This is a genomic window from Pseudomonas sp. NPDC087615, from assembly GCF_044743445.1.
In the GTDB taxonomy this organism is placed as follows: domain Bacteria; phylum Pseudomonadota; class Gammaproteobacteria; order Pseudomonadales; family Pseudomonadaceae; genus Aquipseudomonas; species Aquipseudomonas baetica_A.
Genome location: NZ_JBIUWM010000003.1, coordinates 95,954 through 109,231 on the forward strand (window position 1 = coordinate 95,954; position 13,278 = coordinate 109,231).

The 13,278-nt window shown below is 57.7% G+C and carries 5 protein-coding genes and 1 pseudogene; 4 read left to right on the plus strand and 2 right to left on the minus strand.

The features are described 5' to 3' along the window. Positions 1–1,298 precede the first annotated feature (1,298 nt). The 4 genes and pseudogenes from ACIOU6_RS03060 to ACIOU6_RS03075 all read left to right on the plus strand — a co-directional run. Positions 1,299–5,838 (plus strand): annotated as a pseudogene (locus ACIOU6_RS03060) (GH36-type glycosyl hydrolase domain-containing protein); the annotation flags it as partial. Positions 5,839–6,033: 195 nt separating this feature from the next. After that, complete coding sequence (locus ACIOU6_RS03065; RefSeq protein ID WP_401133716.1) at positions 6,034–7,704, plus strand: BCCT family transporter; 1,671 nt, start codon at positions 6,034–6,036, stop codon at positions 7,702–7,704. A gap of 101 nt (positions 7,705–7,805) precedes the next feature. Beyond that, the gene (locus ACIOU6_RS03070) at positions 7,806–8,927 is read left to right on the plus strand and encodes a mechanosensitive ion channel family protein (protein ID WP_401133718.1); all 1,122 of its coding nucleotides are present in this window, start codon (positions 7,806–7,808) and stop codon (positions 8,925–8,927) included. A 161-nt stretch (positions 8,928–9,088) separates the two neighbouring features. Beyond that, positions 9,089–10,576: a SulP family inorganic anion transporter gene (locus ACIOU6_RS03075; RefSeq protein WP_221731750.1), complete on the plus strand. Its 1,488-nt coding sequence runs from the start codon at positions 9,089–9,091 to the stop codon at positions 10,574–10,576. 96 nt (positions 10,577–10,672) lie between these two features. Here ACIOU6_RS03075 and ACIOU6_RS03080 read toward each other — a convergent pair whose 3' ends face one another. Next, complete coding sequence (locus ACIOU6_RS03080) at positions 10,673–11,395, minus strand: 3'-5' exonuclease (protein ID WP_221731749.1); 723 nt, start codon at positions 11,393–11,395, stop codon at positions 10,673–10,675. Further along, the gene (locus ACIOU6_RS03085) at positions 11,395–13,269 is read right to left on the minus strand and encodes a DUF294 nucleotidyltransferase-like domain-containing protein (RefSeq protein ID WP_401133722.1); all 1,875 of its coding nucleotides are present in this window, start codon (positions 13,267–13,269) and stop codon (positions 11,395–11,397) included. Before ACIOU6_RS03085 ends, ACIOU6_RS03080 begins: the two co-directional genes overlap by 1 nt. Positions 13,270–13,278 lie beyond the last annotated feature (9 nt).

The following is a 13,278-nucleotide window of genomic DNA, read 5'->3' on the forward strand; positions in this document are numbered from 1 at the left end:
TGCAATGGCAGCCGTCCCGCGAGGTGGAGCGCAGTTCGGCGAATCGGCTGTCCGGACTCTACCGCGAGATGTGGTTTGGACCAGTGCTGGCGCTGATCGCGCTGGTCGGGTTATCGACTGATCCGCTCAGGCTGGCCATTGCCGCCCCACTGCTGCTGGCGTGGTTGGCTGGCCCATGGATCGCCTGGCGCCTGAGCGCCAAACCGGAGCACGCGACATTCACCCCCTCGCCCGAGTCGTTGCACTTTTTGCGGGTGCTGGCCCGTCGAACCTGGGCGTTTTTCGATGAGTACGTAGGCCCGCAGGACAACTGGTTACCGCCGGACAATATTCAAGAAGAACCTAAAGCGGCGATTGCACACCGCACCTCCCCCACCAATATGGGCATGGCGCTGCTCGCCCACTTGGCCGGCCACGACTTCGGTTATTTGAGTACCGATCGCCTGTTGCAACGCTTGGCCGCCTCACTGGACAGCATGAACGCGCTGGAGCGTCACCGGCAGCATTTCTACAACTGGTACGACACGCAGACCTGCCAGCCACTGAGGCCGCAATACATCTCGACGGTGGACAGCGGCAACCTGGCGGGCTTGTTACTCACTTTGCGGGCGGGCCTGGTGCAACTGCCGGATCAACCACTCTTCGGCCTTTGCGTCATTAAGGGCCTGCGTGACACGTTGAACACACTGGCTGAAACCCAAGGCACGAAAGAACTGTGTGATCAGCTAAGCCCGGTCCTTGAGCGCGCCGCGCAAACCATCGAACCCCATGCCTTGCTGGATCACTTGCAAACGGCTAGGGCCATCGCCGCCGCGCAGGCAAACGCCGATGACGAAAGCGCCTACTGGCAGCGTGTGTTCATCGCTCAATGCGACGACTGGATTGCGACACTTGTTCGCTATCAACTGCCTGCGCCACTCAGCAACCACGAACCGTTCAGCCAAACGCTAAGGCAACTGGCCCGGCTCAACCGTGACGACTGGTGCGCCGAACACCATGATTGTATTGAGGCGGTACGTAAACGCGCCGGCGAGGCCATCAGCGTCCTGAACCGGTTGATCGAGCTGAGCGGCGACCTTGCGCAGATGGATTTCTCGTTGCTCTTCGACAGCAAACGCGATTTGTTCTTCATCGGCTACAACGCTGAAGAACGTCGCCTGGACACCGGCTACTACGACCTGCTGGCCTCCGAGGTGCGCCTGACCAATTTCGTGGTGATTGCTCAGAGTCAAATACCCCAACGGGCCTGGTTTACCCTGGGCCGATTGTTAGGCGTCTATGCCGGCGTACCGACCTTGATGTCCTGGTCCGGATCGATGTTCGAATACCTGATGCCGTTGCTGGTCATGCCCAACTATGACGGCAGTCTGCTCGACCAGACTTGTCGTGCCGCCGTAACTCTACAGATCGAACAAGGCAAAGGCCTGGGCATCCCTTGGGGCGTATCGGAGTCGGGCTACTACATGCTCGATACCCACTTCAATTACCAATACCGAGCGTTTGGCGTGCAGGCGCTGGGCCTAAAGCGCGGCTTGAGCGAAGACGTGGTGATAGCGCCCTACGCCAGTGCCCTGGCGCTGATGGTAAATCCCGAGGCGGCCTGCAAAAACCTGCAACGCCTGGCTAATCAGGGGGCGGCGGGACGTTTCGGACTTTACGAAGCCGTTGACTACACAGAAGCACGATTGCCTCGAGGCCAGCGGTTCGCCTTGGTGCAATCGTTCATGGCTCACCATCAAGGCATGAGCCTGCTCGCTTTGACGAGCGTGCTGCTCAACCAGCCGATGCAACGTCGTTTCGAGTCCGACCCGGCATTGCGATCTGCCCTGCTGTTATTGCAAGAGCGCGTCCCCAAGACCGCAGAGCCTTATCTGCAAACCGAACAACCGACAGCCGTGGGTGACAAAGGTCTAAACCAGGACAACAAACTGCGGTTTTTTGCCCATCCAGGGCATAAACGCACCGCCGTTCAATTGCTCTCGAACGGCAACTATCATGTGATGCTCAGCAGTGCCGGCGGCGGCTATAGTCGCCGCAGCGACATGGCCGTGACGCGTTGGCGCGAGGACATCACGCAAGATAATTGGGGCACGTTCTGTTATTTGCGGGACATCGCCAGCGGCGAATTCTGGTCGGCAGCGTTTCAACCCACCCTGCGTCGAACAGAGAGTCAGGAGGCCATTTTCAGCGACGCTCGTGCGGAATATCGCGCGTTGGAAATGGATTACGACTCCCATATGGAAATCGTCGTTTCGCCAGAGGACGACATCGAGCTACGACGGCTGCGCATCACCAACCGGGGTACTTCTGCCAGGAAATTCGAGATCACCACCTACGCTGAAGTGGTACTGGCCGCGCCTGATACCGATGCCATGCATCCGGCGTTCAGCAAGTTGTTCGTACAAACCGAGTTGCTGTTGCCGTTGCAAGCCATCCTTTGCAGTCGCCGGCCTCGGTCCAGCGTTGAGCCCACGCCGTGGATGTGCCATCTGTTGGCGGCGCACGGGGTTCATATCGACACGATCTCCTACGAAACGGACCGCGCCCGCTTCATCGGTCGAGGGCTTGACCTGAGTGCGCCTGCCGCGTTGGCGCATGAATGTGAGCAACTATCGGGCAGTCACGGCGCGGTGCTTGATCCGATCGTGGCGATCCGCTGCCGCATCACACTGCAACCAGGCCAACAGGCCACCATCGACCTTGTAACGGGCGTGGCTGACAACCGAGACGACTGCATCGCGCTGATCAACAAATATCGCGATCGGCACCTGGCCGACAGGGTCTTCGATTTGTCATGGACCCACAGTCAGGTTCTATTGCGCCAACTCAACGCCTCACCCGCAGACGCCCGGTTGTTTGAGCAGATGGCCGCGTCGCTGCTCTACGCCAACGCCGCATTGCGCGCAGACAGCGCCATATTGATGAGCAACCGACGCAACCAGCAGGGACTGTGGGGGCAGTCGATTTCCGGCGATCTGCCCATCGTGCTCTTGCGCGTCAAAAGCCTGGATAACTTCGAGTTGGTCCAGAAGATGATTCAGGCTCATGCGTACTGGCGTCAGAAAGGCCTGGTGGTTGACCTGTTGATCTGGAATGAAGACCAGAGCGGTTACCGCCAGCAACTGCAGGACGCCATCATGGGGCTTGTCAGCTCCGGCAGCGAAGCCACGCTGATGGACCGTCCCGGTGGGATTTTCGTGCGTAGCGCCCAACAGATGTCGAATGAGGATCGCGTACTGTTCCTGTCTGTCGCGCGGTTGGTGCTCAGCGAAGGGCTGGGGTCAATTGGCGAACAAATCAACCGCCGACGCGTAGCACCGGTCTATGCTCCATTCGTGGCGACACGTCAGTACCGCCCCACCGCAGCGGCAAAGCGGCTTGCGCCAATCCCTCCTCCGCTAATACTGGACAACGCCTATGGCGGTTTCAGTGAGGATGGCTGCGAATACGTGATCAACTCGACGGCCACCACCCCCACACCGGCGCCTTGGGCCAACGTCATCGCGAACGCGCAACTCGGCACTGTGATATCCGAGTCCGGCAGTGCCTACACTTGGGCGCAAAACGCGCATGAATACCGGCTCACACCCTGGCACAACGACCCGGTTACCGATCCCAGCGGCGAAGTCATCTATTTGCGCGATGAGGAGACCGGGCATTTCTGGTCAGCCACTCCCCAACCCTGCCCTGGCGCCGGGTCACTATCAAACGCGCCACGGCTTCGGCTACAGCGTTTTCGAGCGTGAAGGCGACGGAGTCAAAACAGAGTTGTGGGTGTACGTCGCACTCGATGCACCGATCAAATTCTCACGGCTGGTGGTGCGCAACATGTCCGCACGCACCCGAACACTCACGGTAACGGGGTACGTCGAATGGGTGCTAGGCGATTTGCGCAGCAAGTCAGCGATGCATGTGGTGACACAATCCGATCCGGTCAGCGGTGCGTTATTCGCTCGAAACGCTTACTCGGTCGAATTCGGTGAGCGTGTGGCGTTCTTTGACACCGACACAATCGACCACACCATCACTGGTGATCGCAGCGAGTTCATTTGCCGCAGCGGCACTCTGCAATCCCCCGCAGCCATGCGGCATGCAGGACTGTCCGGGCGCATCGGCGGAGGCCTGGATCCTTGTGCGGCGATTCAAATAGCCGTGACACTCGCGCCTGGGGAAAGCACAGAAGTGATTCTGCGCATGGGCGCAGAGAAGAACGCTCAAGCGGCGACTCAATTGGTGCAGAGCTATCGGGGCGCCCAGGCTGCCGCCACACAGTTAAAGAAAGTTCGAGAGCACTGGCGTTCGCTGCTTTCGGTGATCCAAGTGAAGACACCGTTAGCCGGGCTGAATGTGATGCTCAATGGCTGGCTGATGTACCAGGTCATTGCCTGCCGCTTCCTGGCCCGCAGTGGCTATTACCAATCGGGTGGTGCGATCGGATTCCGCGATCAGTTGCAAGACAGCATGGCCATGATTCATGCAGACCCTGCAACGGTACGCGCACATTTATTGCTGTGCGCCAATCACCAGTATCAGGAGGGTGATGTTCAGCATTGGTGGCATCCACCGCTCAATCGCGGCGTGCGCACGGCCTGCTCGGACGATTTCCTGTGGCTGGTGGCGGCCACCAACCGCTATGTGGAGGTAACCGGTGATCTGTCTGTGCTGGACGAGTCTGCCGGATTTCTGGAAGGCCGCGAATTGAACAGTGGCGAGGAGTCCTATTACGACTTGCCGGGCGTGTCGGACTTGCGCGAGCCACTTTATCGCCATTGTGTTCGCGCGATCGAGCACAGTCTGTGCCGTGGCAAGCACGGATTGCCGTTGATGGGGAGTGGCGACTGGAACGACGGAATGAACCGTGTCGGTTATCTCGGCGAAGGCGAAAGTGTGTGGCTAGGGTTCTTTTCTTGCGACGTGCTCAAGCGTTTCGCCGCTGTCGCCCAGCGCTACGGTGATGATGACTTTGCACAACGCTGTAACGAAAATGCAGGGCTGCTCAGTGACCATCTGGAGAAAGCGGCGTGGGACGGCGCCTGGTATCGCCGTGCATGGTTTGATGACGGCCAGCCATTGGGTTCGTCGATCAATGATGATTGCCGCATCGACTCCATAGCCCAGAGCTGGTCAGTCCTGTCGGGTGTGGGGTCGGCAAACCGTCAGCGCCTGGCCATGCGTGCGATGGATCAGCACTTGGTAAAACCCGAAATTCGCGCCGTGTTACTGCTTGATCCACCGTTTGACAAAGGCGAACAAGACCCCGGTTATATCAAGGGCTATGTGCCAGGTGTGCGAGAGAACGGCGGACAATACACCCACGCCGCAATCTGGGCGGCGATGGCGTTTGCTCAGTTGGGCGATACCGACAAAGCCTGGGAATTGCTGAACCTGATCAACCCCGCCGACCCGCTCAACAACGCCAGGATCGAGACCTACAAAGTCGAGCCCTACGTGATGGCCGCCGATGTTTACGCCAAAGACCCCCACGCCGGACGGGGCGGCTGGACGTGGTATACCGGCTCGGCGGGCTGGATGTACCGCTTGGGGGTGGAGTCACTGCTCGGCCTGCAACGCAGCGGCAACACGCTCAAGATTGAGCCGTTGATCCCGCAGGATTGGCCCGGGTTTACGCTGACCTACCGCTTTGGTGCAACCCAGTACCATTTCGAAGTCAGCCAGGGCACGACAGACACCACCTCAATGACGCTCGACGACCAGCGCGTTGAAGAAGATGCACTGTTGTTGATCGATGATGGCATCGAACACCGGGTTCACATCGAGTGCCGCGTTCGCTCGCCTGGCCGGCAGCAGCGCGAATATGCGAAAGCGAACGATGAGTAGATATATCTGTCGACGTATAGGTGTCTGGATAAATCTATTCATTTCTACGTCGATATTGATTGGAGATTTCGATGGATTCTCGGGATTTGTTTCAAAACTTGTTAGGATAGACCGGCAAATTTCTCGTTTAAACATAGGAACAGCGGGGCTACAGACCATCGCACGCACAAGCGTGCCACTACCAAGGAGGCTCTCATGGGGAAAAACCCTATGGATGATCTACCAGCTAATTCTCAATCTGCCAGTGAGGATGGCATCCCGGCTCCAAGCGGAGCAGCCAATCTGATCGATACCGACTACGTCATCGGTCAAGACAATATCAAAGGTGAGTTTTCGTTCTCGCTCGATATCCACGGCAAAGTTTTCATCATCTCGGCAGCCACGATCGTGCTCTTCGTCATCTTGACGCTGGCACTGCAAAACGAAGTAGAGCCACTCTTCAGTTCGATCCGTAACTGGTTGACCAGCCATTTGGCCTGGTTCTTCATGAGCGTCGCCAACATCTTTGTAGTGCTGTGTCTGGCGTTGATCGTTTCGCCACTGGGAAAGGTTCGATTGGGCGGCCGCGATGCCAAGCCTGATCACACGTATCTTGGCTGGTTTTCAATGCTCTTCGCCGCCGGCATGGGCATCGGTCTGATGTTCTACGGCGTTGCCGAACCCATGTCGCACTACGCGGCCTCGATGGGGGGCGTCACACTCGACGCCAACGGGGTTCGTACTGACTGGGCGCCTCTGAGTGGCGCAGCAGGCGATATGAAAGGCTCAGCCGAACTGGCCATGGCCACGACGATCTTCCACTGGGGCCTGCACCCTTGGGCGATCTACGCGATTGTTGCTCTGTCGCTCGCGCTGTTCTCCTATAACAAAGGCTTGCCACTGTCGATTCGTTCGATCTTTTACCCATTGCTGGGTGAGCGGGTCTGGGGCTGGCCGGGGCATATCATCGATATCCTCGCGGTATTCGCAACACTGTTCGGGTTGGCGACGTCCCTGGGCATCGGCGCGGAACAGGCCGCAGCGGGGATCGAATATCTCTTTGGCATCAAGTCGACAAATCTCAGCAAAGTACTGCTGATCATCGGCATCACCATGGTCGCGTTGTGGTCGGTGCTTGCCGGCCTGGACAAGGGCGTCAAGGTGCTGTCCCAGATCAACATGGGCCTGGCCTTGCTTCTGCTCGGGTTCATCATTGTCGTGGGCCCTACCCTGGCCATCTTCACGGGTTTTTTCAAAAACCTGGTGAGTTATGCCGAGTATCTGCCCGCCCTTTCCAATCCTTTTGGACGAACCGACACTGAGTTCACCGAGGGCTGGACGGCGTTCTACTGGGCGTGGTGGATCAGTTGGTCGCCTTTTGTCGGGATGTTTATTGCCCGAGTGAGTCGCGGTCGTACCGTGCGAGAGTTCCTGGTCTCCGTTCTGCTGGTGCCTACTGTGGTTTCGGTACTGTGGATGACGACGTTCGGCGGAACGGCGATTGATCAAGCGACCGTTCAAGGCTTTGTGGGCGTTAAAGATGCCGTCCTGGAACTGAAGCTGTTCGCCATGCTGGGGCATTTGCCGCTCAAGGAAATCACCTCATTCCTGGGCATTATTCTTGTCATCGTGTTTTTCATCACGTCCTCGGACTCCGGCTCGCTGGTGATCGACACCATTACCGCGGGTGGCAAGGTCGACGCACCTGTTCCGCAGCGTGTTTTCTGGGCAGTGATCGAAGGTGTGATTGCTATCGCGCTGCTGCTCGGCGGTGGTTTGGTCGCACTACAGGCAATGGCGGTCTCCACCGGTCTGCCTTTCGCTATTGTGCTGATGGTGGGATGTGTCTCTCTGGTCAAAGGACTGCTGTCTGAACCCCGATCCTGATGCGTCATTGCTTTTAAATGGATAGGTGAGTTCGATTTACCTGCGAGACTGTGATTTCGTTATTCGATTACATGTCTCGCAGGGCTTTACTGGAGACCTGCATGCTACAAAACACGATTGACCTCTTTGTAAATTACAGTTTTCTGGGGATCGCTTTAGGGCATTGGCTACTGGCACTCCTCGCAACAATCCTCAGCTTCATTCTGGCCAGAACGGCCATTCGATTTGCCCTCAAGAAAATCCGAAAGAGATCCTCGCTACCCGACGCAGACTTCAGCCACATCGCGCTCGAAGTGCTTTCGGTTACCAGCAACACCCTTTTGTTTTTAGCCTCGGTCCTTATCGGCATCGGCTTTCTTGATTTGCCTGAGCGCTGGATGGGGCGTGTCAGCAGTCTGTGGTTCGTAGTAGCGGCCTTGCAAGCGGGCCTTTGGGCGAACCGTGCGATTGCATTGGCGCTAGCACGCTACTTTCGACGTCATGGCACTGCCGAGACATTCCAGGCCAGCGCCCTGGCGACGCTTAGCCTATGGGGTGCGAAAGTATTTCTGTGGGTCGTCGTGGTCATGGCAATGCTGTCAAACGTCGGGGTGAACATCACCGCCTTCGTTGCCAGCCTTGGCGTAGGCGGTATTGCGATTGCGTTAGCGGTGCAGAACATCCTTGGAGACGTATTCGCCTCCCTCTCCATCGCGGTCGACAAGCCTTTTGAAGTGGGCGATTTTATTGTCGTCGGCTCGCTGTCCGGTACGGTCGAACATGTCGGTCTGAAAACCACACGGATCCGCAGCCTCGGTGGCGAGCAGATCGTGATGGCGAATGCGCAAATGATCGGCAGCACCATACAAAACTATAAACGCCTGCAAGAGCGCCGCATTGTGTTTGAGGTCGGCCTGACCTACGACTGCTCTGCCCAACAGGTCAAGGAAGTACCGCAACGGATTGAGAAGATCATCAAAGGACAAAAGCTGGCGCGGTTCGACCGCTCGCACTTCCGCAGTTTCGGCGATAGCGCCCTGGAGTTCGAAACGGTGTATATCGTGCTCGATCCCAGCTACAACGTTTACATGGATGTTCAGCAAGCAATAAACCTGGGGATGATGGACGCTTTTGCCGAACTGGGCGTCAGTTTTGCGTTCCCTTCGCGCACTGTTTATGTCGCTTCATTACCGGATGCCAAGGCTCCCAAGACGGCCAACCTGGCCGCTGAACAGCACCGTTGATGCAGTGATCGAGCAAAAACCGGCCCGCCTCCCTGCTGCGGTCCAACTCTGCTGCGCGCAATTTTTGCCGTAGCGAACCCACAACCAACTGGATACAGACACGCCTGCATGGCTCAGCGCTCTGAGCTGCGCGTCATGACGTGCCTGCAATGGGTGAATCAATGCTTGAACATATCAAAACCGCTTGGCTATCAAACATCCGGGCGGATGTACTCGCGGGTCTCGTCGTTGCGTTAGCGCTCATTCCTGAAGCTATCGCCTTCTCCATCATTGCCGGAGTCGACCCCAAGGTTGGCCTCTACGCCTCTTTCTGTATCTGTACCGTCATCGCCTTTGTCGGCGGTCGCCCGGCGATGATCTCTGCGGCCACCGGCGCCATGGCATTGCTGATGGTGAACCTGGTCAAGGATCACGGTCTGCAATATTTGCTGGTTGCCACACTCCTCTGCGGCGTCTTGCAGGTCATTGCCGGTTACCTGCGACTAGGCGAGCTGATGCGCTTCGTTTCGCGCTCGGTCGTGACCGGATTCGTCAATGCACTGGCGATCCTCATTTTCATGGCGCAACTGCCGGAACTCACCGGCGTCACCTGGCCTGTTTATGCAATGACGGCCGCAGGTTTGGCGATCATTTACCTGTTCCCACTATTACCGGTCGTGGGTAAGGTGCTGCCCTCGCCTTTGGTGTGCATCCTGGTGCTTACCGCGATTTCCGTGTCGATGGGGCTCAATATCCACACGGTCGGTGATATGGGATCGCTGCCGGACAGCCTGCCGATCTTCATGTGGCCTGAGGTGCCGCTGAATCTGAACACCCTACTCATCGTGCTGCCTTATTCCGCCGCGCTGGCGGTGGTGGGCCTGCTGGAATCGATGATGACCGCCACGATCGTCGATGATCTGACCGATACGTCCAGCGACAAGAGCCGCGAATGCAAAGGCCAGGGCGTTGCCAATATCGTGAGCGGGCTGATTGGCGGTATGGCCGGTTGCGCGATGATCGGCCAGTCGATGATCAACGTGAAGTCGGGCGGCCGCACTCGCCTGTCGACGCTGAGCGCGGGCGTGTTGTTGCTGATCATGATGATCTTCCTCGGGGACTGGCTGGCGCGCATACCGATGGCCGCACTGGTGGCGGTGATGATCATGGTATCGATCAGCACGTTCAGTTGGGGCTCGATTCGCAACCTCAAGCAATACCCGTTGTCCACGAACGTTGTAATGGTCGTGACCGTGATTGTCGTCGTTGCCACCCACAACCTGGCGTTTGGTGTGATCGCCGGGACATTGCTGGCCGCCATGTTCTTCGCCAACAAGATTGCCCACTACCTGGACATCACCTCCAGCCGTGATCCCGAGCATCGCCACCGTACGTACTATGTGACCGGGCAAGTTTTCTTCGGCTCGGCAGATCGCTTTGCCAGCGCGTTCGACCTCAATGAACAGCTCGAAACGCTCACCATCGATCTGCGCGAAGCGCATTTGTGGGACATCACCGCCGTCGCGGCCTTGGACAAAGTGGTGCTCAAGCTTCGTCGTGAAGGCATTCAGGTCGATGTGATTGGCATGAACCGGGCAACAGCCACGCTCGTGGATCGATTCGGCGTGCACGACAAGCCCGATGGCATTGACACGCTGATAGGCCATTAATCGACAGGCCCTGCCCCTTCTGCGCTTGCGCAACTTGACGGGTGCAGGGTGATCGATGGCCCCTGAGTTCGACAGCTCAGTGATTGAGAGGCGACCTCAATTCCACAGTGCCTCAATCGGCGTCGACGGTGAATAGTGGTTGGCGATCTGTGCCTGTAACAGTTCGGCAGCCGCCAGGGCATCGGTCAAGGCATGATGCGCGTGGTAAGCCGGCAGGTTGTAGCGCGCGCGACTGTCGGCCAGCCTTATTGAAAGCCTGGGCCGGCGCAGCAGTCGGTCGAGCCAGGTTCGCTTTTGTCGATGCATGCGTGCTTCCAGTTGCATTGTGTCGATAACCGGAAATTGCACGCCCTCCCCCAACAGAAGGCGAAGCGCCTGATCGAGGAAGCCCCGCTCTATGTTTCGGTAATGCACGACCATGACTTTACCGGCCATGGCTTCCAGCAGCTCCCCGACTATCTCGGAAAGCCGCGGGGCGTCCAGAATGTCGGCGTGGGTGATGTGGTGGAACGTGACCGATTGGTCATTGAGCTCGGACGGCGGTTGTATGACCCAATACAAGGCCTGACCACAATGTATCCGCTGCAGCGTGAACGGGATCAGGCCAATGCTGACAATGCTGTGGGCTTGGGCATCAAGACCGGTCGTTTCAATGTCCATCGCCAGCAGTTGCACCTGCTCTATTGAGGTCTGTGGCGGCACAGACCCGGCCTGATAAAACTTCTTCAGATGGGGATGGCTCACTGCCTCTGCCAATACCTGAAACCTTGCAGCCCAGTCTATTTTCTCGAACTGTCGATCGACCTTCACAGCGCTCATTACGATTGACGCCCCTTGAGTGGGTAGCGGAATCGCAAGAAATTCTGCGCGTTGCTCAAGACCTGAAACGCATCCTTGAGGTTATGCCGTTCGCTGGTGGAAAACCGCTCCGGCTCGATGTAGTTGTCGGGTAGGGTTCCTTGCTCCAGCGCATCAGCCTGGTGCCGGATCCGGACCATGGACAGGAACTCCAGAGCGTAACGCAGGTGCATCAATGCGTCCGGTGGCATGAGCTGGGTATTGCTGATGGCATCAAGGCGATCAAAGGAGTTTTGCGCCGTGCTTGCGCAAGCAAGGGCGTGGATGCGAATAAGGTCAGTCAGCGGCGCAGTGCCTCGGCCCTTGAGGTTGATGATGCCTTTCTGCCGGCCGTCTGTTTCCACCACGAACGTGCGGAAAAAGCCCAGCGGCGGCGTCCGATTAAGTGCGATCCGGGCCAGGGCATGGAGAAACCCTGGGTTGGTACTGGATTTACTGGCGCACAAATTCTTGAGCTCCTGCACTAACTCCAGTTGACCGTAGACCCCGTCCAGATCGAAAAAAATACAGCTGTTAAGCAAGGTGGCCGGATTGGGCTTTTCGATCCATTGCTCAAAGTACGCGCGCCAGACGCGTAACGGTTGCCGCCATTGATCGTTGGTGGCCATGATTCCACCCTTGCAGTAGCTATAACCGCAGGCGGCCAGGCCATCGCTGACAAATGTGGCCAGGCGCTTGAAGTATTCATCATGCTGAACGGGGTCGAATCGATCATCGAGTACTAGGGCATTGTCCTGGTCGGTCACCAGCAACTGCTCGTCTCGGGCCATCGAACCCAGCGCCATGAAGCAATACGGCACGGGGGGTGGCCCTAGCTGTTTTTCCGCCAACTCGATCAAACGCTGAGTGAAGGCACGGCCAACACCTGCAATCGCGCTGCCAATCATGTGCGCTGTAGCGCCGTCACGCACCATGCGGATGTAGGTCGCGCGCAGATCACGCAACAGTGACCGCAGGCCCTCGACTGAGGTTTGATTGGAGATCCGGTTGACCAGGTACAAGCTGCTTTGGGATTCGTACCGGATGATGTCCGACAGGTTGATCAGACCCAAGGTCTTGCCTTTAGAGGCGACCGGAAGGTGATGGATATTGCGTCGCAACATGACCAGCATGGCCTCGAATACCGAGTCATCTGCCTGAATTGCCGCCGGATCGGTCGACATGATTTCGCTGATGCAGGTAGCGCTGTCACTTCGTCCCTCTGCCACCACCCGAGTGCGCAGATCGCGGTCGGTGACAATGCCGACCATTTGCGCTTGCGGCCCCTCAGGCCCCATGACCACGACGCAAGAAACGCTTTGCTCGGTCATCACTTTCGCGGCTTCATGAACTGAAGTGTCGCTGCTCACCCACACCAGTTCACGCGATATCAAGGCGCGGCATTTCAACTGGATGAGCTCACTCGCGCGGCCCTGTGCCTCGACGGCGGTCTGTAGCCTTGAGTGACCTTCAGCCTCGACGAAGTCAGCGAACGCGTCATGCTGCGCGCACAAGTCTGCAAACATATCGGCGGGAATAAAGTAGATCAGGCTGTCTTCCAGAGCTCTTGCGGGAAAACGAACTTTGTTGCTGCGTAATAAACCCGCCTGCCCGAAGATATCGCCCTCGACGAGGCGGTTATAGAGATCGCCGTTGCGCCGATAAATCTCCACGGCGCCGCTGCGCACGTAGTGCAAATCCTGAATGACGGCGCCGGCCACAAGAATTTCGCTGCCGGCCTTGAAATAGCTGACGTCGATACGCCGGGCGATTGCGTCCAGCGACTCCTGAGGCAACTGATCAAAGGGAGGGAAACGATGAAGGTGGTCGCGAATCTCCTGTAACTCGATTTGCATGGAACCTCG

Excerpts from the sequence above, each read along its gene's own strand:
- ACIOU6_RS03080 (WP_221731749.1), bottom strand. The coding sequence starts at position 11,395 with ATGAGCGCTGTGAAGGTCGATCGACAGTTCGAGAAAATAGACTGGGCT.
- ACIOU6_RS03065 (WP_401133716.1), top strand. The coding sequence starts at position 6,034 with ATGGGGAAAAACCCTATGGATGATCTACCAGCTAATTCTCAATCTGCC.
- ACIOU6_RS03070 (WP_401133718.1), top strand. The coding sequence starts at position 7,806 with ATGCTACAAAACACGATTGACCTCTTTGTAAATTACAGTTTTCTGGGG.
- ACIOU6_RS03075 (WP_221731750.1), top strand. The coding sequence starts at position 9,089 with ATGCTTGAACATATCAAAACCGCTTGGCTATCAAACATCCGGGCGGAT.
- ACIOU6_RS03085 (WP_401133722.1), bottom strand. The coding sequence starts at position 13,269 with ATGCAAATCGAGTTACAGGAGATTCGCGACCACCTTCATCGTTTCCCT.